At 61.7% G+C, this 21,976-nt stretch carries 24 protein-coding genes; 3 read left to right on the top strand and 21 right to left on the bottom strand.

What is annotated here, in order from left to right; all coding sequences use genetic code 11:
* Positions 1 to 12: 12 nt before the first annotated feature.
* The 6 genes from DS839_RS13685 to DS839_RS13655 all read right to left on the bottom strand — a co-directional run bounded on the left by DS839_RS13685 (position 13) and on the right by DS839_RS13655 (position 9,066).
* Positions 13 to 2,025, bottom strand: a complete 2,013-nt coding sequence (locus DS839_RS13685) for a CocE/NonD family hydrolase (RefSeq protein WP_119270908.1) — start codon at positions 2,023 to 2,025, stop codon at positions 13 to 15.
* 62 nt (positions 2,026 to 2,087) lie between these two features.
* Positions 2,088 to 3,566 carry a bifunctional 2-polyprenyl-6-hydroxyphenol methylase/3-demethylubiquinol 3-O-methyltransferase UbiG gene (gene ubiG / locus DS839_RS36925; RefSeq protein ID WP_368911614.1) on the bottom strand — a complete coding sequence of 493 codons (1,479 nt, stop codon included), beginning with the start codon at positions 3,564 to 3,566 and terminating at the stop codon, positions 2,088 to 2,090.
* A gap of 471 nt (positions 3,567 to 4,037) precedes the next feature.
* On the bottom strand, positions 4,038 to 4,310 hold the full coding sequence (locus tag DS839_RS13670) for a DUF4242 domain-containing protein (protein ID WP_119270907.1): 273 nt from the start codon (positions 4,308 to 4,310) through the stop codon (positions 4,038 to 4,040).
* A 70-nt stretch (positions 4,311 to 4,380) separates the two neighbouring features.
* On the bottom strand, positions 4,381 to 6,999 hold the full coding sequence (locus tag DS839_RS13665; protein ID WP_119270906.1) for a helix-turn-helix transcriptional regulator: 2,619 nt from the start codon (positions 6,997 to 6,999) through the stop codon (positions 4,381 to 4,383).
* A 158-nt stretch (positions 7,000 to 7,157) separates the two neighbouring features.
* Positions 7,158 to 8,291, bottom strand: a complete 1,134-nt coding sequence (locus DS839_RS13660; RefSeq protein ID WP_119270905.1) for a glycoside hydrolase family 3 protein — start codon at positions 8,289 to 8,291, stop codon at positions 7,158 to 7,160.
* A 4-nt stretch (positions 8,292 to 8,295) separates the two neighbouring features.
* Entirely contained in the window at positions 8,296 to 9,066 is a 771-nt protein-coding gene (locus DS839_RS13655) for a helix-turn-helix domain-containing protein (protein WP_119270904.1), read from the bottom strand.
* Between the two features lie 193 nt (positions 9,067 to 9,259).
* On the opposite strand from DS839_RS13655, the gene DS839_RS13650 reads away from it, so the two are divergent.
* The 3 genes from DS839_RS13650 to DS839_RS13640 are packed head-to-tail and all read left to right on the top strand — an operon-like array spanning position 9,260 to position 12,379.
* Positions 9,260 to 10,276 carry a PP2C family protein-serine/threonine phosphatase gene (locus DS839_RS13650; RefSeq protein ID WP_162918511.1) on the top strand — a complete coding sequence of 339 codons (1,017 nt, stop codon included), beginning with the start codon at positions 9,260 to 9,262 and terminating at the stop codon, positions 10,274 to 10,276.
* A 37-nt stretch (positions 10,277 to 10,313) separates the two neighbouring features.
* The gene (locus DS839_RS13645; protein ID WP_162918510.1) at positions 10,314 to 11,312 is read left to right on the top strand and encodes a serine/threonine protein kinase; all 999 of its coding nucleotides are present in this window, start codon (positions 10,314 to 10,316) and stop codon (positions 11,310 to 11,312) included.
* Complete coding sequence (locus tag DS839_RS13640) at positions 11,312 to 12,379, top strand: serine/threonine-protein kinase (protein ID WP_119270901.1); 1,068 nt, start codon at positions 11,312 to 11,314, stop codon at positions 12,377 to 12,379. Before DS839_RS13645 ends, DS839_RS13640 begins: the two co-directional genes overlap by 1 nt.
* A 213-nt stretch (positions 12,380 to 12,592) precedes the next feature.
* Here DS839_RS13640 and DS839_RS13635 read toward each other — a convergent pair whose 3' ends face one another.
* From DS839_RS13635 to DS839_RS36920, 15 genes are all read right to left on the bottom strand, one after another.
* Positions 12,593 to 13,648 carry a tyrosine-type recombinase/integrase gene (locus tag DS839_RS13635; RefSeq protein ID WP_119270900.1) on the bottom strand — a complete coding sequence of 352 codons (1,056 nt, stop codon included), beginning with the start codon at positions 13,646 to 13,648 and terminating at the stop codon, positions 12,593 to 12,595.
* Between the two features lie 14 nt (positions 13,649 to 13,662).
* On the bottom strand, positions 13,663 to 13,899 hold the full coding sequence (locus DS839_RS13630; protein WP_119270899.1) for a helix-turn-helix transcriptional regulator: 237 nt from the start codon (positions 13,897 to 13,899) through the stop codon (positions 13,663 to 13,665).
* A complete protein-coding gene (locus tag DS839_RS13625) occupies positions 13,896 to 14,117 on the bottom strand; it encodes a hypothetical protein (protein WP_119270898.1) in 222 nt (73 codons plus the stop codon). The genes DS839_RS13630 and DS839_RS13625 overlap by 4 nt, the downstream gene beginning before the upstream one ends.
* Before the next feature lie 486 nt (positions 14,118 to 14,603).
* Complete coding sequence (locus DS839_RS13615) at positions 14,604 to 15,554, bottom strand: DHHA1 domain-containing protein (RefSeq protein ID WP_368911611.1); 951 nt, start codon at positions 15,552 to 15,554, stop codon at positions 14,604 to 14,606.
* A complete protein-coding gene (locus tag DS839_RS13610; RefSeq protein WP_119270895.1) occupies positions 15,476 to 16,414 on the bottom strand; it encodes a recombinase RecT in 939 nt (312 codons plus the stop codon). Before DS839_RS13610 ends, DS839_RS13615 begins: the two co-directional genes overlap by 79 nt.
* 12 nt (positions 16,415 to 16,426) lie before the next feature.
* A complete protein-coding gene (locus DS839_RS13605) occupies positions 16,427 to 17,575 on the bottom strand; it encodes a hypothetical protein (protein ID WP_119270894.1) in 1,149 nt (382 codons plus the stop codon).
* A gap of 14 nt (positions 17,576 to 17,589) precedes the next feature.
* Entirely contained in the window at positions 17,590 to 17,994 is a 405-nt protein-coding gene (locus DS839_RS13600) for a hypothetical protein (protein ID WP_119270893.1), read from the bottom strand.
* Entirely contained in the window at positions 17,991 to 18,164 is a 174-nt protein-coding gene (locus tag DS839_RS36445) for a hypothetical protein (protein ID WP_162918509.1), read from the bottom strand. Before DS839_RS36445 ends, DS839_RS13600 begins: the two co-directional genes overlap by 4 nt.
* On the bottom strand, positions 18,161 to 18,388 hold the full coding sequence (locus tag DS839_RS13595) for a hypothetical protein (RefSeq protein ID WP_119270892.1): 228 nt from the start codon (positions 18,386 to 18,388) through the stop codon (positions 18,161 to 18,163). The genes DS839_RS36445 and DS839_RS13595 overlap by 4 nt, the downstream gene beginning before the upstream one ends.
* Entirely contained in the window at positions 18,385 to 18,663 is a 279-nt protein-coding gene (locus DS839_RS13590; protein WP_119270891.1) for a hypothetical protein, read from the bottom strand. The genes DS839_RS13595 and DS839_RS13590 overlap by 4 nt, the downstream gene beginning before the upstream one ends.
* A complete protein-coding gene (locus DS839_RS13585) occupies positions 18,660 to 18,929 on the bottom strand; it encodes a hypothetical protein (protein ID WP_119270890.1) in 270 nt (89 codons plus the stop codon). Before DS839_RS13585 ends, DS839_RS13590 begins: the two co-directional genes overlap by 4 nt.
* Positions 18,926 to 19,207: a hypothetical protein gene (locus DS839_RS13580; protein ID WP_119270889.1), complete on the bottom strand. Its 282-nt coding sequence runs from the start codon at positions 19,205 to 19,207 to the stop codon at positions 18,926 to 18,928. The genes DS839_RS13585 and DS839_RS13580 overlap by 4 nt, the downstream gene beginning before the upstream one ends.
* Positions 19,200 to 19,466: a hypothetical protein gene (locus tag DS839_RS13575; RefSeq protein ID WP_162918508.1), complete on the bottom strand. Its 267-nt coding sequence runs from the start codon at positions 19,464 to 19,466 to the stop codon at positions 19,200 to 19,202. The genes DS839_RS13580 and DS839_RS13575 overlap by 8 nt, the downstream gene beginning before the upstream one ends.
* A 241-nt stretch (positions 19,467 to 19,707) precedes the next feature.
* Positions 19,708 to 21,591 carry a DNA cytosine methyltransferase gene (locus DS839_RS13570; protein WP_368911610.1) on the bottom strand — a complete coding sequence of 628 codons (1,884 nt, stop codon included), beginning with the start codon at positions 21,589 to 21,591 and terminating at the stop codon, positions 19,708 to 19,710.
* A gap of 2 nt (positions 21,592 to 21,593) precedes the next feature.
* Positions 21,594 to 21,779, bottom strand: a complete 186-nt coding sequence (locus tag DS839_RS36920; protein WP_368911609.1) for a hypothetical protein — start codon at positions 21,777 to 21,779, stop codon at positions 21,594 to 21,596.
* Positions 21,780 to 21,976: the final 197 nt, after the last annotated feature.

The following is a 21,976-nucleotide window of genomic DNA, read 5'->3' as shown; positions in this document are numbered from 1 at the left end:
GGTTCCGGTCCTTCAACAGAAATCGCGCTTGATGGCGCGGGTCGCGCCCTTGCTGTGCACGATGCGGCCCTGTTCGCGGGACTCGATCTGCCAGGTCAGATAGAAATTCTCGGCATCGGCGGTGAGCTCGGTGCGGCTCTTCGCTTCCATGTCGGAGGGCCCGCTCTTGACCGCCCAGGCATATTCGGTGACGAGCTTCGCGGTCAGGGGATCGTCGGGATGGATGATGAAGGTGTCGGCGTTCCAGGACGAGGTGACGATCGCGCGATCGTCGATCCTGTGGGTGCCATGGTCGGTCTTGAGCCTGATGGTGCGTAAACCCGTGGCGATGTCGTCCTCGACCGTCTTGGTCGAGCTGCCGGCTGAGAGTTGGGTCGCGGCGGCCGGGGTTGAGATTTCGGCCGTCTCGAAGATCACATGACTGTCCTTGTTGCTCGGCCGGCGCAACGGCAGCCTGATGGTCGACTTGCCGCTCGCAATGGTCGCAGTGGCGAGCGTCGGCTGCGGCCACAAGATGAACCAATGCTGGGTGGCGAGGCTGAGCCTGATACGGTGGCCTTTGGGAACGAGGCGGGCGAAGTCATTGAGCCGGAGCGTGACGGTGAAGGGTGTGCCGACCGGACAGTTTTCCGGAAATTCATGGCTGTCGCGATGGGTGAGATTGAGCACGCCATAGGTCATCAGCGCCGACGTGCCGTCCGGATAGACATCGCACAGGCGCACAGCGAGATTGACCTTCGGCGCATCGACCATGAGCTCGAGTGTGATCTCGGGCGCGCCGAGAAGCGTCGTGTCCTCGGCCAAGGGCTCGGTGTCGAAGCACAAGGCCTGGCCGTCCTCGCGGCGCTGATCGATGGCGAGATCGGGCGAGGTGCCGCCATAGCCGCCCCAGCGGCCGCAATCGGTGCCGGCGGTGGCGGGCGAGCGCACCGCGAGCGTCGCTCCCGTCTCGGGTGCCGGCGCCAGCGCCCGGGCGTTGAGATAGCGCGTCTGCCAGTCGATGCGCGGGCTCGGCCAGGCGTCTTCCGCGATCCAATGCCCGGCATGGCTCTTGTACCAAGGCCGCGGACGCTCCTCGCCGATCGCATAGATGCGGTATTGCGGCTCGTCCATGATCCCGGTCGCTTCGCCGGCGAGCCAGTATTTCCACCAGCGCAAGGCCTCTTGCAGATAGCCGATCTGCGGGCCCGGATCGCCGCGGCAGGGGAAGGCGTGCGTCCACGGGCCCATGATCGCCATCTTGGGTGCTACGAGGCCCTCGAGCAGGCGCGGCACGGAATTGGAATAGCTGTCCTCCCAGCCGCACACGGCCAGAACGGCGCAGCGAATCTTGGTCAAATCCTCCGAGACCGAGCCCTGCTTCCAATAGGCGTCGCGGCGCTGATGCTTCAGCCAATGCTCCGACCAGGAATGATTGGCCTCGAGGCGCTTCTCCCACATGGCGCGCCAGGCATCGCCCACGATCTGCGGATCGGGCGGCATGGCGTTCTTCACCAGCATGAAGTTCGACCACATCTCGTTCTCGGTGAGGAGGGCGCCGCCCATGTAATGCACGTCGTCGGCATAGCGGTCGTCGGTCGAGCACAGAGTGATGATCGCCTTCAGAGCAGGGGGCCCAAGCGCCGCGACCTGGAGGGAGTTGAAGCCGCCCCAGGAAATACCGGTCATGCCGACATTGCCGTTCGACCAGGGCTCGACGGCAAGGGCGGCGATGATCTCGCAAGCGTCCTCCTGCTCGCGCGGCAGATATTCATCGGCGAGGATGCCGTCCGAATCGCCCGATCCCCTTATGTCGACGCGGCAGCAGGCGATGCCGGAGCCCGCCAGGTAAGGATGCATTTCGAGGTCGCGGAACACCGTGCCGTCGCGGCGGCGATAGGGGATCATCTCGACGACCACCGGCACTGGGGCTGCGGTCTTCGGCCGCCACAAGGTCGCGGCAATGCGCGTACCGTCCTTGAGGCCGATCCAGAAGGGATCGACGACCTCCACCGCGAAGGGAAATGCGCTGCGCACGACCGTCATGACGTTTCCTTGTTGAACAATCGTACAACAAGGAATAAGACAGATTCAACGGTCTTGTGGGATTAAATTTTTCCGCCCAGGCGTGCGTCCCCCATATATTGGACGGCGAGCGTCGGCAGGCGGCCGAAGACCGGATCGAGGCGCCAGTTGACGCGACGGGGGCCGAAGCCCGCGAAGCGGCCGACGGTAAAGCCGGCCGCCGTCAGCTTGCGGTGAAGCTCGTCGGGCGTGATGAAGCGGGCCGGGTCATGCGTTCCAGGCGGCAGCAGTTTCAGGATATTTTCCCCGAAAGTGATCATCACCAGCGTGGCGAGCCCGTTGCGGTTGATCGTGTCGAAGAGGAAGAGGCCGCCCGGCTTGAGGACGCGACCGATCTCGGCGATGACGCGGTCGAGATCCTCGACATGTTCGAGCACATCCACGCACAGGACGATGTCGAAGGAGCGATCCGCGAGATTCAAGCTTTCGCCCGTTCCGACGGCGTAGGCGATGGCCAGTCCGCTCGTTTCGGCATGCTTCCAGGCGATGTCGATGGCGCCGGGCGACGGATCGATGCCGGAGACGAGCGCGCCGCGCCGGGCCAGCGCCTCCGCCATGAAGCCGCCGCCGCAGCCGAGATCGAGCACCCGCTTGCCGGTCCAGTCGCCGACGATGGGATCGAAACCGGCGAGCCGGGCCGGGACCATGTTGTGAAGCGCTCGCAGCCAGCGAACCCGCCCGCTCCACCAGTCATCGGCATAGGTGTCGTAGATCGACAGATCATTGCGCGGCACGGGACGTGAAACTCCGGGTCGTGGCCAGGGGAGCCAATAAGGCACATGCGCCTGATAGGCGCGGAACTCGGCGCCGAAGCGCTTGGCGAAGCGCGCCTCCTTGAACAAAGGTCCGATCAGGCAATAGGCGGTCAGCGTCAGGGACAAGGCAAGCTGATCGGGAGTCCAGGTCGGCACCGTCCACAAGGTCAAGGCGAAGGCGACATAGATCGGCTGGCGGATGAGGCGAAAGAGACCGGTCTTCGGCATGGGCGGAAAGCGTGGCGCCCGATTGCGCGCCACGGCCCACCAGCCGAGAAGGCCGGTCTGCAAGGCGAAACCCGCATCCACAATGGCCTTCAACAGCAGCAGCCAAGCCACGGCATAGAGGCATGACAGCACGATGAGGACCGCGCCCTCGGCACGCCACCAGATGACGCCGCTCGGCGACCAAAAAGTGAAGAGCAGGAGGACCTGGATCGAGGCGATCGTGGCATAGGTCGTTGTCGTGAGACGAGAGCCGATCCGCCGTGGCGCCAGGTGGCCGAGCCATGACAGGCCCTTCGCCGAGAGCAGGAAAGTGTGGGCGAGCGGGAACTGGATCAGCAGGAGCGCATTGGCAACGAAGCTCCAAGGCGCGGGCACGCGCCCCAGCGACTGGCTCATGCCGAAATACATGGCGGCGATCATCGCCCCCACGCCGGTGATGAAGAGCACATGGCAGGCAAGGCCATAGGCTACGGCCAGCCCGCGCAGCCTGACCGGGGTATGGGATGCCGGGGTCGTCACGACAGAAACAGCTCCGCTTCACCGCCCCGTTTACCCAAAACTACGGCACGGAATCGATCACTATTCCGGGACTCTGACCGTATATGGGCGGAATGTCACGTCCATAGCCTTGACGGAAGTCCGTTGCGGGCTGCAGCGAAGTGGAAATGCTACAAAAGATTGGCGATCCCGGTGCCGCCTTCCGTCAGTCGTCCTCCTCGTCGTTCCGGAAAGCCAGCATCACGGAACGCAGCCTTTCGAGTTCCGGATTTTCATACTCCATGCGGGTGAGACCTATGTCCTTGAGCATGTAGCCATTCAGGCGGTGAAGGCGGAGCGTGCGATGCCTTCTCTTGCGGCGCAAAGCCGGTCTCAGACAAGCACTCGAGAGCGCCCGCAGCCATCGCCAGATTGAGGGCATATTGGCGATGGCTGGGGCGTCTCTTTCCCCTTCCCGGCAACCGTCGCCGGAAGGAGGATCGCAGAGATCCGTCACAGAAAGAAATAAGGGTCGAGCACGCGGACCTCGCTGATGCGGTCGACCGGCAGGCCGTTGCGCTCCGCCACCTTGCGGATGGCTTCGGGCGTCGGCCCGTCATAGACGCAGAAGGTCTTCCGCTTGTCCTGGGTCACGTAGGAATGGATCCAGGTGACGCCTTCCTCGCCATTGCGGCTGACGACCTTGAGGGCGATTTCCGCACCCTTGTCGTTGACCGGGATGGCAAGCCCGTCGGGAAAGGTTCTCTCGATGACATAGCGCGGCATGAGTGCCTCCGTCGAAGTTGAACGAGGCGAGTCTAGAACCGCGCCCCGGGACGCACATCGGGAAGCCTCCCTATTTTGCGGCGACCATCTCCCTATTTTGCGCGATGAGGCCTTGCGCCATGGCGAGGGCGGCTGCTTCGCCGCGCGATTTGACGGCAAGCTTCGCCAAGATGGACGACACGTGATGATCGACGGTCTTGGGCGAGATATGAAGCTGCGCGCCGATCTGGCCGTTGCTCAAGCCATTGGCCAGGCAGCTCAATATGCTCATCTCGCGGGGCGTGAGACCGTGCGGATTGCGCAGCGTGGCGGCGCGGGGCCCGCGCGGTATGCTCCGGCTGCCGCTTTCGCGCATGCGCTGGCGCAGCATGATCGCCGCCGGTGCTGCGCCCAGCCGATCGAAGATCTCGAGCGCCCGCAATTGCGCCGGCTCATTGCCGTCGGCGAGTGCCCTGGCTTCCTCATAGGGACATCCCAGCTCTCGCCAGGCTTCCGCGGCAGCGCGCCAATTGCCGGCGATCTGCAAAGCGAAGGGTGCGGCGCAGTATTTGGGCACTGTCACCTTCGCGCCGGCGCGTGCGAGCCAGAAAGAAAATTCCCCGACATGCCAGGCATGGCGGTGGCGCAGCGCCAGCGCATGGCCGGCCTCGGCCTCGCGGGCGACACGCGCAAGATCACCCTCGAACCAGGCACATTCGGCACGCGCGGCGCGGACGGGCGCCAGGCGTTGGAGCGTATTGGTGCGCAAGGCGAAGTCGAGAGCTTCATCGAGAAGCCGGTTGGCGCCCGGATCGCCACGCCTGACGCGCAGGCGGCCCAAGGCCGCCAGCGCCATGATCTGGCTGACCAGCGAGAAATTCGGGCAGTTGATGACGGCGGTCGCATGATCGCCCGCCTCGCTCCAGCGGCCCTGATAGAGGTTCGTCAGGGCGAGCCAGGCCGACATGTAATTATTGGAGTGATCGAGATCGCAGTCCTCGGCATAGGCGATGCCTTCGGTCAGCACCGCCTCGGCCTCGGCCAATTGATAGCGCTCGCCATAGGACGAGCCCAGATTGAGGTAGGCGAGGCCTACGAGCTCATGCATTCCGCCGGCGCGCGCCAGGGCCAGGCAGCGATCGAAATGCGCCAGCCCATGGTCATCCCCACTCACATGCAGGGCGGCGCCGACGACCATCTCGGCGGCGGCGACGATGGCGTCATCGCCAAGATCGCCGGCGAGCGCGATGGCCTTCCGGCCCCAGCGCACCGCCGCCGCCTTGTCGCGATCGAGCATGCGCAAATGCGCCTGCATGCGATAGGCGCCGGCAAGCTCGCGCGTCGACGGCAATGTTTCCAAGACGTCGATGGCCTGGCGGCTTGCGTCTTCGGCGGCGGCGTTCTGGCCGCTGCGCACCAGCGGCCAGGCAAGTCGCGACAGGCTCGCCCCCTCTTGCCGGCGATCGCCGGCCTGGCGCCAGAGGGCTACCGCTTCGCGATAGGCTTCGATCGCCGCGGCCAAATCGTCGATGATGGCGCTTTGCTCGGCATAGGCCTCGAAGAGCGCTGCCCGTTCGGCGGGCGGGCGGTCATGGGCGAAGACAAGCGTGCGCCGATAATGCGCGGCGGCCGCACGATGGGCGCCGACGGCCGCCGCGGCGCGCGCCGCGGCCGGTCCATAATCGAGCACGGCCGCGTGATCGCCGGCCCCTTCGGCGAGTTGCGCCAATTGCGCCAGATCGCCCCGATTCCCTGAAGCCTGCAAGCCCCGGAGCGCCAGGCGGTTGAGCTCCCGCGATCGCGCCTGATCGAGATCCGCCAGGATGGCGTCGCGCACCAGCTCGTGACGGAAGGCGATCGCCTCGCCATTCGCGGTGATGAGCCCCGCTTTGCGCAAGTCGGCGACACTGTCGGCCACGGCGGTGACGACCTTTTCCAGCACTCCATGGTCGATGCGGCTGCCGAGGACGGCGATGGTTTCGAGGACATTGCGCGCGGCGGGCTTGAGCGTTGCGGCGCGTGCCATGACGCAGTCGCTGACCGTCTTGGGGATGCCGGAGCCCAAATGGGCAAGGATCTCGGCAAGGAAGAAGGGATTGCCCGAGGTCTGCCGGTGCAGCGCCTCCGGATCGAGAGGCTTGCCTTCGCTGAGGTGACGCACCGCGGCGATCGAGAGCCGCCGCAGATCGATGCGGATGGCCGATGGCGAGGTCGCGAGGTCGCCCAGCAGAATGCGCAAGGGCGGATGGCCTTCGACTTCGTCATCGCGATAGCTCAAGACGAGAAGAGCGCGTGTCTGCGCGATACGGCGGCCCAGATATTTGAGGAGATCGAGCGTCGCCTCATCCGCCCAGTGGATATCCTCGATGACCAGCACCGTCGGCTGCGCCGGATCGCGCAACGTGTCGAGCATGGTCGAGAACAAAGCCGGCCTCGGCGCGTCGCCTTCGAGCTGCGCCAGCAGCCTGCCGCCGGTCTGGCGCGCGATGTCGTAAAGCGGGCCAAGCGGCGAGGGCGTGAAAAGCGAATCGCACTGGCCGATGAGCGTGCGGTGCGACTTGCCGCAGCTCGAGAGGAAGTGGTCGATGAAGGAGGTCTTGCCGATGCCGGCCTCGCCGCCGATCAAAGCGAGGCGTCCGTGCCCGGCGACCGTCTCGGCAAGAGCGGCGGCGAGGACATCGAGGTCACGGTCGCGTTCGAGCAGGTTCATGGGCTAGCCTTGCCGCGCGGGGGACGATGCGGACCAATCTGCGCGAGACCGGCCGCGTCAACTCAAATACGGCGGAAAAACCGGGTTATTTCAGGGCCGCTGGCAGGAAGCGGAGCCTTTGCCGTCCAGGCCAAGGAAGATTGCACCGGAGGCCAATGTCACGCCTTGGCGGCGCCACCGGCACTGGCGGCAGGCGGCGTGCGCGGCCGCAAGGGGGCGAGAGCGGCATGCCGCTCATAGGTCTCCTCCGCCAGCCTTTCGACGGGGTGCTGGGGGACATCCGCGAGCAGGCCTGAGATGCGGTCGAAGGATTGCCTGAGATCGGCTTCCTTGATCGCGCCCTCCTTCAGGCCTTGCGTCATGTGGCCGATCATCTCGACGATGAGCGAGGTGTCGGCCCAATAGGCGCACATGCACAGGAGATCGGCGCCGGCATTGACGATCTTCACCGTCGTCTCCGGCTCCTTGAGCTTGTCCGAGATGGCGCGCATGCCGAGATCGTCGGTGACGATCACGCCCTTGAAGCCGAGCTCTCCCCGCAAGATGTCGTTGAGGATGACGCGCGACATGGTCGCGGGCGTCCCCGGATCGATCGCCGGCACGACGATATGCGCGGTCATGAACAGCCTGGTCTTCGCATCGGTGAACTGGCGGAAGGGTGCGAGCTCGCGCTTGCGGAAGGTTTCGGCATCGACATCGATGACGGGCAGCGAATAATGCGAATCGACGCCGGCATCGCCATGGCCCGGGAAGTGCTTGGGGCAGCCGAGCACGCCCTCGGCCTGCATCGCGTCGAGGAATTGCCGCGCCGGGGCCACGACGGCTTCGGGCGTCGTGCCGAAGGCGCGCGGACCGATGACCGGGTTGGCCGGGTTCGAATTGACATCGAGCACCGGGGCGAAATTCACATTGAAGCCGAGATTGCGCAACTCGATGCCCATGGCGCGGCCGACCGCCCCTGCCTGGCCCGGCCATTCGCGCGCATAGGCGAAATTGGTGACTGGGGCCGGCGGGCGCAGCACGCCGCCCCCCTCATGGTCGATGGTGATGAGGATCTCGTCGCGGCCGATATATTCGCGCACATCGGCGAGGAGCTTCTCATGCGAGGCGAGCCATTCGTCATAAGGCGCGCCCGACAGGAAGTTGGCGCGGAACAGCACGACACCGGCCGGCTGCAGGAGCGACAGCAGGCGCTTGTCATGGTCGCTCAAAACTGGGCTTTGCTGAAGGCCGATGAGAAAGCGATGGCCGAAAGAGGCGGGGCCGCGGCCGAGGTCGAAGATCAGGGACATGTGCCTATTCTTTTCCTTTGATGCCTGCACTATCAGATCGCGTTCTGCCAGACGGCTCCTTTGTCAGGAAAGACCAGCCGTAACGACGCACAATTCTCTCGACATCCTTGAATCCGGTACTCTCTCGATGCATTTTTTCGACATCAAATTTGCCGACTTCTTCCCAAATGCCGCCATTGGGAGTGCGGGGAAGCGCGATATCTTCAAGGGCTACGACGCTGACATCCGAGTATCGTCCATAGTCGAATTTCTCATTGAACCATCGCAGTTTAGCATTCGAATTGAATGGTATCGGACTAATATCTGATCGACCCAGCATGATCCTCCCATCCAAGTCAAATTCGCCTTGGTCAACTTTATCGGCTGCGCGCCAAACTATGCGGTGTTGATCGCGATCGAAGACTTCAATCCCATCCAATGAGTCCAATGCGATACTGGCCAATGCGTCATAAGAAATATAACCCAGTCGTCGCTCACCTCTGTATTCGAACGAAAATATGATAGCCCGCTTTTGGGGGACGTCTTCACGCTGACACAAACGAGGCGCGTGGGCCCGGAGGCGCACGCCGGGACCATCAACGTCTGCTTCTAACAATAGAACGCCATTGTCTTCGAAAGTTGATTGAAGAGTTCGTTCAGTATTGGGATGCCAACTTCTAACTCCATTTTCAAAATCGGCGATGGTGCGCTTGGCAATTTGCGATCTTGCCTCCAAATCGGCCTGGGACCAGCCGAGAAGGGCTCGCGCTGCGCGGCATTGGGATGGCAGTAGCATGTGCGATCTCGTCTTACGAAGTATGAAGCAGTTCCATACTGCATATTTAGTGCAATGTCAAATGATATATATTCTGCTGGACTGTTTACATGAAGCCTAGGGAGCAAGGTCTTCTGGGAAGGTCAGCCATTGTCGCTTTATTGGAGGGTGTTACTCTGAGCGCATGAACCGATTTGCTAATTTGGAAGCGTGGGTGACAAACTGGCTCGCTTATTGGCCAGAGGGACGGGCATTTCGAGTTATTCCCGAAATCGGGATAGCTTTCGGTACCGATAAAGGGCCGTCGCGCGACAACAATCAGGACCGAGCGGTTGTTATCAAGGTTTCGGGCCAAACTCGCGAAAGCTCCTTGTTGTGCGCCGTGGTGTGCGACGGGATGGGCGGAATGCGCGATGGCGCGGCCTGCGCCTCGATAGCAATCGGAGCATTTGTCGCAGAGATGGCCAGGGCATCTGAGATCCTCGACCAAATTTCTCTGCTGGAGGCCGCACTTCATTCCGCTAATGAAAGCGTTCACCATTTCGCTCGTGGTGGCGGTGGAACAACTCTGTCTGCCCTACTCGTAACTCCTTCCGGTAGGGGGTATTGGTTGAACGTTGGCGACAGCAGAGTCTATGGGCTGTTTAAAGATGGAAAAGATTTCGAACTCCGAAAAATCACTACGGATGACAATATGCAAGAAGCATTCGGCGGTCGTGGAACAGACCTTGTGCAGTTCGTGGGGATTGGGGCTGGCATAGTTCCCCATACGGGGCAACTTGATTCACGCGCTTCTTCTGCATTGATCACCACTGACGGGATACACTCGATCGAGCCACGATTGTTGAGCCTAGTCTACGAGAATGCGCCAAATTTTCGAAGCGGCACCGAACGATTGTTGGCTGCTGCGAACTGGGTAAGTGGAGCAGACAACGGAACCATTGTTGGGCTGTCGTTAAAGGATGCGCAAAGAAGTCTGAGGCTAAGCGAGGACGTAGGCAGTTCAGGAATGCTGGAACTCTGGAAGCCCGCAGAAAACGGACAGGTAACTGTCCCGATTTTTTGGGAAGAGCCGCGCCGTACTAGGACTTCTGCGCGCATCTCTGCCACGCCCAAAACGACACAGGCTAAGCCGAAGAGACAACGCACATCCAAACGAAAGGCCCCCGCTGAGCAGTTGGAGATCGACGTAAACTACGAGCGGAAGCCTAATAATGGCGACAATAGCTAACCGCTACGAGACGGGTGCAAACTCATCTCAGGGGGGAATGAGTGAAGTCCTTGTTTGTCGCGATCTCCATTTGGACAGAGACGTTATCGTTAAGCGTCTGCAGGGCCATACTGAACCCCAACGTTTGATCGATGAGCAAAAGGCGCTCTTGAAGCTCCGCTCCAAACACGTTGTTCAGCTGCTCGATATTGTGACCACGGACGCATTCGGAAAAGAAGAGAAGTGCCTGGTGATGGAGTACATTGACGGGGCCGACCTCTCACCGGGTTCCTTTGGTGCCGATGACAAGTACGTAGGATCACTTTGGCAAATCGGCTCTGGAATTGCCGACATTCATCAAGCGGGGATTATTCATCGGGATATAAAGCCGAACAATGTCCGAAGGGACAAAATGGGTGTTCTAAAGATTTTCGACTTTGGTCTGGCAAGAGAAGTAGGTAAGGACGATGCCACCAAAAACATTATCGGTACTATTGGATACATGGCGCCAGAGCTCTTTGGCACTAAAACAATACCGTTCTCCCCCGCAGTTGACGTATATGCATTTGGCGCTACTGCTGTCGCACTCCTTGACAAAAATCTTCCCGACGAACTGAAGCAGGGAGAGCAAGTGCCCCTCCTATATCTTCAAAAGTTGATGGCGGGTCTGCACGCCGATGTGCCTGCAATAATACACCAATGCACCAATTCCGATCCAACCAAGCGACCTCCAATGAATGCAGTTCGCGATACACTAGAGGATCAACTGCTTCGAGATCGTCATCACGCTCGTATAGTCAATGGCGCAAACATCTATGAGTTGAGCTCCGCAAATCGGAACATAAGTCTTCAATCCGCCGTGGGCTCCATCGCGATTGGCTACAATGGTCTCCAATTTCGGGTAACTTCAGTATCCGGCGAAGTCTTCGTCAACAACGAGGCCGCCAAAGTTGATCAACGCATGTATCCTGCATGCGTCATAACAATAGGAGACCGTCACAGGCCTAATCGAGCATTTCTAACCTTCGATGTGTCTCACCCAGAGGTTATGGCCTGATGGTTATCGGAAAGGTCTTTGCTGGTCGATACAAGGTGGTCAAGAAAATCGGCAGCGGAGGCATGCAGGATGTATACCTCGCTCACGACGGCATGACGGAGTATGCCGTAGCTCTCAAGACGCCACAGCCGGGTCAGGCTGGCACCCACTTTCGAAAGAGTGCCCTTGTCGCGGCGCGCGTCAACCACCATGGCGTCGCAAAGACTCTCGATTACTTTGAAGAAGGTGGTCAGCACTTCTTGATTGAAGAGTACGTTTCGGGCGGAACACTTGAACAGGCTACGCTTGATCGCATTCACTATGTGGATCCCCACCAGGCCGCCCATTTGCTGCTTCAGCTCGCAAAGGGCATTGCCGCGTCACATAAAGCAGGTGTCATTCACCGTGACCTCAAGCCGAGCAATATCTTGGTGGCAGTTGATGCAGGTATGCTGGTGGTCAAAATCACTGATTTTGGCATAGCGACACTTGCAGAGCACGTATTTGATGAGGCTGCGAAGGAGGGCGATTTGACCCGGTCTACTTCCGGCACGGTGAAAGGTGCGTTGCCTTATATGGCTCCTGAAATGATGTTCCGCAAAGCAGGAGAACATCCCGGCGAGGCGGCGGATGTGTGGTCGTTGGGGGCAATGATGTTCAGGCTGATGACTGGAAAATATCCATTTGGACAGGGCTTTCAGGTCCCAGTCAATGTTTCTTCAGGAAAGAGAGAGCCTTGGCCAGACTTCATGTTTCGAAACGAACAGTTTGCGCCACTTGCTCGGAGCGTGACGGAACTTGTTGACAAGATGCTCAGTTTTAAGCCCGCCGATCGGCCTACAGCCACAGAGGTAGTTACCGCGGCAGAAAATCTTTCTTTTTTCATTGCAGAGCGTCGTCAAGGTAAAATATCGGAAATACTTTTCAACGGAGCGCACGGCAAAATTGATACCAACAAGGGGAGAGTTTTCTATCATTCGAAAAGTTTATATGGCGACGCAAAGCTGAAGGTAGGTAATGGTCTCGAGTTTTGTGTACATCCTGGTATACCTTACCCGCGTGCGCATCCGTTGGTTCTAATGAAATAGCGAGACCGAGGCCGCCTTCGTCAGCATTGTGAGGAATAGCATGTGACGTTGAAAGTCCCGAAGGCCAGCGATTTAGGGTAGCTCTAGAATGGCGGACATATGCCGGACAGAATGGAAACCTGAAGCAAGGGCTCATTGGTAACCATCTGATTTTATTGGCGACCCCGAGAGGATTTGCACCGCTTCTGTGGGCCGTTGATTTCAGTACCATAATCAGCCTCTTTCTGTCCCACTTTTTTGCGGTGGGACTATTTCGCGTTTCGCAAGCGTTCCAATGGCCGCCGACGCCATGCGCTTCTGATCGGCCGCTCGAGTGTAAACCGACGCCTGCTCGACCGTGCTCCAGCCGAAGATCGCCATCAACTGACGCTCGCTCGCACCCCGGTCGGCCGCCCTGGTCGCGCCGACCTTGCGAAGGCCGTGGGCCGTGCACTGCGGCAGGCCAGCATCGTCGCACCACTTGCGCATTCTAGCGCCGAAGCCCTTGGCCGAGAACGGCCTGCCGTGCTGGGTGACGAGATAGGTCGTCGAGCCGCAAGGCGAGGCGGCAATAACGCTGGCGAGCTCGTCGATGATCGGCAGCATGATGACGCGCTTCGTCTTGCGCTGCTTAACCCGGTGGAAGCCGTCGTTCATCTGCGGGCCCAGCGTCACCAGATCGGAGCGGCGCACGCCGGTGTAGAGCAACAGGGCGAGGGCGAGCCGCGCCTTTGAGCCAACCGGATGGCGAGCTTCAAACTTGTCGACCTCGTCTTCAGTCCAGACGTGGAAGCCGTCGGTTTCGGTGATGATCTTCTTGATGCCGGCGGTGGGGTCTGCGGCAATGAACCTCCGCTCGACCGCGAAAGCGAATAGGCCGCGCAATGCCTTGAGGAAGTTATTCGCCGCTTCCGGTCGGTCGGCTCGGTCGTCGATCCAGCCCAGTACATGCTGCTTCGTGATCAATCGGAACGGTCGGTCATCGAGCGCTTCCGCCCATCTGTCGAGAATACGGCGTCGGACTTCTTGCGACGACTCGCCGAGCTTGTTGAGGAACCAAGTCGATTGGTAATAGGCCCGGCAGACCCACAGCGCCGAGCCTTCGGCTATCTTCGTTTTCGGCTTGACGACGGCGCGCCCGGCCATCGCCTCGTCATACGCTCGGCGGAATTCCTCCGTGCCGAATTCCTCGCGAAGCCGGATCTTCGGCGCCCCAGGCTTGCGCACGTAATAGCGCCTGTTGCCGTGCCGGTCGTCGTCGGCGACCAGATACTTGAAATCGATCTTCATGGCTTCCTCCTCTGTCACGCCTTGACCCCATCAAAGGGGTTCTTTTCCGCGACAGAAGGGAGGTCATCGAAGGCGCTGTCAAGTCCATGCCGGTCCCAGATCCTGCGAGCGCCGATCTCCTTGGGCGGCGGCATGGTGCCGATCTTCACCAGTTCATCAAACTTGGAAGGCGAAATGCCAATATATTCCGCAGCTTCTTCCCGGCTCAGGCCGCGGGGCAGCAGCGTGTGGGGCCGGTCATGCTTCGTCACTCCTGCCACCCCTGCAGCGCCACAAACGCCTCCCACATCTCCCCGATATCGCCCCGCCCCATAACCTGCTGCGCGGTTTCGAGATCGCGCGTGATCATCAGCAGTGCGGGCGCGACGTTGACGCCGGGCATCTTCATGTCGCGCAGCCTTTCATACCTCCCCTTGATCTCAGTGACGCGGGCGATCTCGCGGGAGAGGGCTTCGACGAGGTTGGTCATGGCATGAACATCCTGAGCGGAAAGAGTTCAACGGCCGTGACTGACGGCACCTTGTTCTCCTTGAGATCGCGCAAAAACTCGCGTCGTCGACCTTGCGATGGGCGATCTGCGGTATGAGAGCGAAGCACTCGACGCCGCGCTCGGTCTTGCCCTCCCAGACGCGGCATTCGACGCCGTTGAAGTTGATGATCCGCGACGTGCTTTCGAGTGATACCTTCATCCCTCACACCCGATTTCCCGCACGCTCGTCCATACGACCTGCTGACCATCCGGACACGTGAACTCCGCAAGCCGCGACTGGTCCTTTATCACCGCCATCTTGTTCACCCTGACGCTGGCATCGCCTTGCCTGTAGGTCTCATATCCGGCGAACGATGCGACCGCGACGCACGCCAATATCGCTATACCTTTCATATCTCGTCCCCATTGTTGAAGTGGGACGCAATTTCGCAACTAACGACGCGGACGCGAACTCACTGAGGCACTTCAGATCGGAACGTGAGCCGGGTTCCCTTCAACAGAGAAGCCGGCTGCATTCTTGTGGCCGCCGCCGCCGAATTGCCGGGCAATGGCGCTCACGTCGAAGTCGCCGCGAGACCGCAACGAGTATTGGAAGCGGCCCCGCTCGACCTCGAAATAGCTGGCTCCGAACTGCGTCCCGTCACGGCCGCAGATTTCGCCGGCAACCTCGCTTGCGGCGAAATAGGGGGCATTGCAGATGAAGCAGGTCGCACCGCCGATATGTGCCTTGTAGGAGCTGCGCTTCAGTTCCTCGACGCGGAGGCGGTAGTAGCGTTGGATGCTCTCGCCCTCGGCGATCAGTCCATCAGGGCCTGCAGCGACCATCCAATCCCACGTCTCGAAATCATGCGGATAGGAGCGCAGCGCGATGGTGAATTCATCACCGCTCGGCAGCGCCTTGCGCCACAGGTCACGGTCTTGCACATACTCGATGAACCCAGGCCGCTTGCCGCCGACGAAATAGTCCCAGGCCAGCGCGGCGCCGCTGCGGTTCATATCGAACAGAGCGACCATCCGGCGGCTGCGGTGCAGCGTTCCATTCACGGTCGCCTCCAGCCAAACAGCGGCCGGCGGCGGCTCGGGCAGGTCGGCCAAGTCTTCGGCCGCCGTCTTATGGTGATCGAGGATCAGGATGGAATTCGCCTTGTCGGCCATCGCCTCAAGCACCGGTCGCTTATAGCTGAAGTCGACAAAGATGATGTCGCGCGCATCATGCGGGGGCGGCTCCTGCTGGTAGACGCCAGCATAGAATTCGACCTTGTTGCCGAGGGCGTTGCGAACTGCCCAAGCTGCAGCGAACCCGTCGTCGCAGCCGCCGTGATATATGCAGAGCGGCCTCATGACTTCTTCGCCTTCTTCTCCGCGTTGATCTCGTCGTCGCGCGAGCGCCAGCCGTCGAGGAAGGCTTCGTGCCATTGCTCGGCGAGGGTGCTCGGCGCGCTCATCGGCTTGTTCTGGTCGCGATACGCGATGCCGAGGTCTCGCGCTTCCTTGAACCCGAATTCGGCCGTCTCTTGTTCCTCGGCCGGCTGATCGTCTTCCTGCTGCGTCTCAGCGGCGGGCCTGTCAGGTTCCTTGAAGTCGGCTGGCTTCGGCCGCGCCGGCGTGATGTCGATCATCGTTCCCTGTTCGGGGTCGGTATCGAACGGCACGCCCATGAGCAGCCCGGCGGCGGCGATGTTCGCGAAGGCGCGGACGGCGGTGTAACAAATCTGCTGTTCCGGGCGCAGCGGCCAGAGCGTCGAGTTGCGGGGGAAGCATTCGCGAAGCCACATCGTGAACTCGCGCGGCTCCTGCTCGCCCTTGACCTTGCCGCGGACGATGACGCCGAGACCGTTCTCTTCCTCCTCGGTCCAACCCTGAATGGGAATATCGCGGCCCTTCTCGCTCTTGGCCTTCTTCCACTTGCCGCGAATCTTTGCCCAGTCGCCGATATGCTCGAACTTGATCGGTCCCTCGAACTTGCCGGAATTCTCGAGGATGGCCTGAACCAGCTTGCCCTCGTAACCGATGCGACCGCCCGGCGTCTGGTAGGTCGATTGCGCCACCGCCAGGGGGTCGAGCTTCCACGTGATCGCCCTGGTCAGCACGGCGAAGCAGGCATAGGGCTTGCCGACAAGATGCGGCGGGGTGAAGCCGTCGGCCTTGCTCATGTCGAGCGCCATATCGCGGCAGCGCTGATAGAGCCGGTCGTCGAACATGATGGCGAGGCCCGGCGCCATGCCGTCGGTCGGCAGGCGGTAGCCCTCGGTTTGCGGGATTGCTGGGACGTCCATTGTGTTCTCCTGTTAGCGAACGGTTCCGATGGTTTCCTCGGTCATCCTGGCGCCGGGCATGACACGCTTTTCAGGCGGCTGGGTCTGCATCCACTTCCACAAGGCGGCCGAGATAGCGTCGCCGTGGATGAACGGCCACAGCGCATACTTGTCGAGCTTGTCGCGGTCGACGACCTCGCTCTTCCATTGCCGGGTGACCGTGCCGACGGCGCCGTGCTCGCTCCTGGCGCGCGCCAAGTCCGCGTCGGGCCCGGCGGCGCGGTTCTCGAACTTCGTCGCGGCCTTGTCGAGGCGAACGGCGTCGCCGAGATGCGACTGCACCTGACGGTTCGCCTGGGCGGCGGCGCGCTTCTCCTCCTCGGCCTTGCGGTCGGCGTCCTTCTGCCGCTTCTTCGCCTCGGCGGCGATGGCGCGGGCTTCCTTGACCCTGTCATCGGCGTCGGCGACCAGCGCGCGGGCATCCTTATACTGGTCGGGCAGGTCGCCCTTCATGCCGGCGATCTGCTCGGGCGTAAACGTCTCGCCCGCCTTGCGGCGCTTCGCAACGTCGGCATCGATCTCAAGCAGCTTTGCCCAAAGCGCGCCGGCCTTGGCGCGGGCGTCGGCGTGGTCGGCAGTGGCGACCTCAAGGTCGGTCGTCGCCGCCTCGCGCTGCGACTTCGCCTCGTCGGCGAGGATGCGCGCCGTCTCGGCGGCCTGGTCGGAAGCAGCCGCAGCGGCTTGCGCTTCCTGGGCCAGCCTCAAGGCCTCACGCTCGGCCGCGCGCTTCTTCTCTGCCTCTTCCTCGAGCCGCTGCTTTTCCGCAGCGGCCTTGCGGTCGGAATAGTCCTTGTGCCTGGCCGTCAGGTCGTCCTTGAGCTTGACCAGCGGATCGATGCGGGACTTGAACCAGCCCGAGATCGCCTCGACCTTCTGCTTGAAGGGCGCGCGCTCGGCGTCCATCGTGTCCTCGAGCGACTTCTTCAGGGCGCGCATCGACTTGACGAGCTCCATCACCTTGCCGTGCGTCTCGTCGTCGTCGATGGTTTCCGGCAAGGCCGCGCCGGACTCGGTCAGTTCGGCATAGCGGTCGAGCAGGGGCTTGAAGCGGTCGGCCAGGTCGTCAGCGATGGTCTGTGGACCCTGATTGTGGCCGAGGCCGATAGTCGTCGAAGTGTCCATGTCGATTTTTCCTCCTAGAAAGTAGGTGCTGGCAGTCGGTTCCAGTCGATGGGCTGTCTCGGATTCGCCGCGGCTTCGTGCGGGGCGTGCCAAGCCGCCCACCGATTCCGCGCCGTGAGGTAGTTGAAATATTCCTCCGTGATGGGCCGGCCGCAGAGATAGGACCAGGCTTCGAAGGGATCGGCGGGCTCGCCGTTGACCTCGCAGCGCAGCTCGGCGCCGAGAAGCTCGCCGTCCTCGCCGACGTCCTGCTCAAGCCAGATCCGCGCCGGCACGAACGGGCCGCCCTTGACGAGCTTGCGCTGGAAGAAGCCGGGATGCGGCTCGTCCGGGATGGCGACGCGCTCATAGGCGGGCTGGGCCAGGGCTTCGCGCCACCAAGCCAGAGCGACGTCGACGGGGATCGGGGCGCGGATCATGATTTCTCCGGTGCGAGAGTGAAGTCGCAAGACTTCCAGTCCTTGAGATCGGTCTTGACCCGAACGTCGTCGCCCCTGATGAATGCGGCGACGCGACGCTCATGATCCTTGTCGCTCTCGCCCGGTCGCTTCTCGAGTTGCGTGGTGATTGTCGGTCGCTGCTTGCTCACGGCTTCGCCTTCTTCTCAGGCTTCGGCCCCGCCGCGTCCGGCTTCTTCATCAGCGCCGAGACATCGCCGACCGGGTAGCAATACGGCTTGAATCCGTCATTGATGGCCAGTTTCGCAACCGCCCGGCATTGGTCCTGCGTCGGATATTCGCCGACCGAGAAGCCCGCCTGAACGCCGGGGCCGGCGGTCCCGCCAACGGCGAGTAGGATTAGAACCCATTTCATGGGGAGACTCCAGTGTTGATAGCTGCGTCAGTCCAATAGATATCAGGCAGCGCCGGAATCGGCAGGCAGACGTACTCCTCCGGCCAACTTGGCTTTTCGCACTCCGCTTTTGTTTTGAAGGCGCCGCCATAGACGGAGCCGCTGGCGCTGCTGTGTTTTCCCATGCCGCCGCTGACGGATATGGAAACTCGAAGCCAATTCACGCCTTCAATTTCCTCAGCGAGGACGGGCGTCGCGATGAGGGCCAGGGCGAGGATGAGGGCGAGGCGGGTCATCTCGAAAACTGCGCTCGCGGAGTTTTGGACATGAGGTCGTAGCCGAAGTTGCCGCCTTCATGCGTCTTGTATTGCCGCGCGGCCCTCCACACCCGCGCGACCCGATATCCGCGCTCCTGAATCCACCAAAGCGGTGCGGCGAACCACTCGCCTCTGTCCTCGAAGACGCCATAAGGCTGATGTTCTTTGCGGCGGCCGATGATTGCCGTCTCGACGTGATCGCAGATGCGGTCGAAGGACGTGCGGGTGTGGGTGTAGTCTCTCATCTGTTCACCACGCCGTTCGGGAAGTCGGGCGGCTGGACGAGGTCGGCGGCGGTCGTCTTGCCGGTCATCTGATCGAGTAGAGCGTCGGTCGGATGGCGCTTGACGAGCTCGAGGCCGAGGTCTGCAGCCATTTCTTGGAGCGCCGTCAGGACGACATGCGGCGAGCCGGTCAGGTCGAGTTCCTTGTAAGCGAGGCACATGATGACCAGGTCGCGTGTGCTCTGGAGCGTCAGTTTAAGGCCCTCAAGCTCGCTGATGGTGAGAGTGTCTTTAGGCATCGACAACCTCCCTCTTCGGCGCCTTGTCGAGCATGGCGGTGAAGATGCTGATGTCGGTGCGGACGACGGGGCGGAAGAACACAATCGCGTACTTGGCAGGGAATTCCGCCAAGCTGATGTGGTCGCATTTGATCAGGCCGTTCGTGTGCGGGTAAATTCCGGTCACCGTGGCGACATCACCCTTCTTCGGATGGCCCTCTGCGACCGTGTTCCATTTGTCTTTGATGCAGACCACTTCCATGCCCACACGAAACGTCATGCGCTCCTCCGCGAGTCGAATGCGACGGCGTCGCTGAAAACCTGCGCGCCGGCTCGCACGGCGCTTCCGGCATCAGCCCCGGATGGCTTCGAGAGATGGGTAACAATCAGTTGAGGGTCCGTAGCTACTTCATGGTTTCCTCCTTGGTTCGGCACTCCGGAAAATTCCCGCGCTGGCGGGAAAAGGATGTCGCAGGCGGCGAGCAGGCGGGCGGCGCGGACGGTGAGCGGGGCGCGGGGGGTCATGCGGCCACCGTCTGGCGAGCGGCAGCGTCAAGGCTGGCAGTTTTCGGAGCTGCATCGGCCATGATTGCCGAGACGCAGGCCTTCATCTTCGCGACGGAGACCGCGTTGCCGATCTGCTTGATCTTCTCAGTCTTGGTGCCGGCGAACTCATAAGCAGCTTCGTCGCTGTTGAAGCCCATGGCTGCCGCGAGCTCATGCGGCTCGAGCATGCGGAAGAGGATGTCGTAGCCTTCGGTCGCCTCGACCAGGTTGATATGACCCTGCGCGCAAGGCGTCGGGGCTGGCTGCTCGATGTCATGGACGCGGGGCGCCTGACCCTCGCGCTCGCCGAATTGCGCGGTGATGAAGGCCAACTCGCCGCCCTTTGCGGTGGTGATAACCGGCAAGGGCGTTTCAACGTCGCGAGCGCCATTGCCGCCCTGGGTATGAGTGACGGGAACGATCATGCCAAAGCGGTTCTTGCCGGTCGGGGACGGAAGAGGCTCTTCAGCGGTGTTGCAGGTCTCCCCCGATCCGGACCCGTAATAGGGCGAGATCAGCACATGTGAGTGCTTCGCCACTTGTGCCGGCGTCGGCTCCTGGGTCGAACGTGGCGCGCCGCCGGCGTGGCGCGAAAGCACGAAAGGCTCCACAAGCGCGTGCGCCACGCCCTCGCCATGGAACGCTCCCATGGGCTGCTCGATGCTATGAGAGCGGCGGCTGTCTGCCGTCTTGTCGCCCTCCTCGTTGCCGTGGGCGACGGTGACAATCATAGGCTCAAGCAGCATCGGGCGCGCGCAGCCTGGATCCTCGGAGCCAGCCCCGCCAGTGGTCGCGGTTGGCAGCGGCTCCTTTGTAGATCGAGGCGCACCAGTGCTGCCTACCGCCATAACGAAGGGCTCGACGACATAGCCGGCACCGCGATTGGTGCTGGTTGGCGTCGGATCATCCACCGATCGCGCACGCCGCGAAGCCTCGCCGCCTTCCGCACCATTGCGGCCAAGGATGAAGGGCCGGGCCAAAGCTATATGATTTCCCTCCGCGGCTATCGCCGGCAGCGGGCCATCGAGGCTCTTGCCGTCCATGTGGTTGCGGAGAATGACAAGGAACGGCTCCGGCCACTGGAATTTCACGGCGCCGGCATAAATGCGCGCCAGCGTCTTCGGGGCGAGTGGCTTCTTGCGATTGAAGATGGATCGGCCCTTGATGTCCCAGTCGATTATCTCGCGCGCCGGCTTCCAGTGCTTCATGCCGGGGAAGAGCTCGAGCTTGCCGTCCTCGCGCTTGCGGTGCGTCGGCACCGGCCAGGACACCGTCCGATTGTCGCTTCGGGCCATCAGGATGAAGCGCTGCCGGGTAGTAGCGTCGCCGAAGTCGGCAGCGTTCAGTTTCCGCCACTCTGGGACAAAGCCCAGCCGACGGATCGTATCGATCCAGGCGTTGAAGTATTCGCCCTTCCGGCTCTTGATCGGCTTGCCAGTCCGTGGATCGACCGGGCCCCAGCCGATGAATTCCCAGACGTTCTCGATGATCATGCGCTTGACGCGCAATTCGGTCAGCCATGTGATGATGTGCCAGGGGTCAGATCGCTGCTGGTCGCTGGTCGGCTTGCCGCCACGCGCAACGCTGTGATGCGTGCATGTCGGCGAGGCCATCAGGAGGTCGAGATAGCCCTCTGGCACGATGATGTGGGGGCGGACCGATGCGATGTCCTGGCAATAGTGGCGCGCCTCGGGGTGGTTCTTCTTGTGCGTCTCGATCGCCACGCCCCAGTGATTGACGCAAACCAGTTCCATTTTCAGGCCGAGTTCGGCGAGCGCACGTGCGCATCCAGTCGATGACCCGCCAGCGCCGCAGAGAAGATCGGCGACAAGTATCTTGCGGCTCCGGTCCCCAGCCACGGCTACGCCTCCCGACTTGCGAGGGCCCGCACCAACTCCCCCCGCCGCGCCCGGTCCTCGCGCGTCCAGCGGCCGTCTTGGTGGTCGAGAAGGTCGAGCGCGACCTCGGCGGGGGAGCGGGCGTTGAAGGCCGCGATGTAGGCCGCGTTCGTGAAGTGCCGGGCTTGCTGTTCGGAGATGCGGATCATGGCGTCCCTCTTGATTGGACGACATTGCCAAATAGGCAAATTCTTGTCAATACGCGACTTGCCGATTAGGCAAATATTGTCTATCTGGCAAGTTCCGTTTTCGGCAGATTGGCTCGCGATCTCCGATGGTTAGCGAGCATTCAAAATAGTGTGGTTTTCCAGCCACACTCGCCGAAAATCCGCCACAGAGTCGCCAG

The organism is Taklimakanibacter deserti (assembly GCA_003574785.1).
This window is presented reverse-complemented; position numbering and strand designations above follow the sequence as displayed.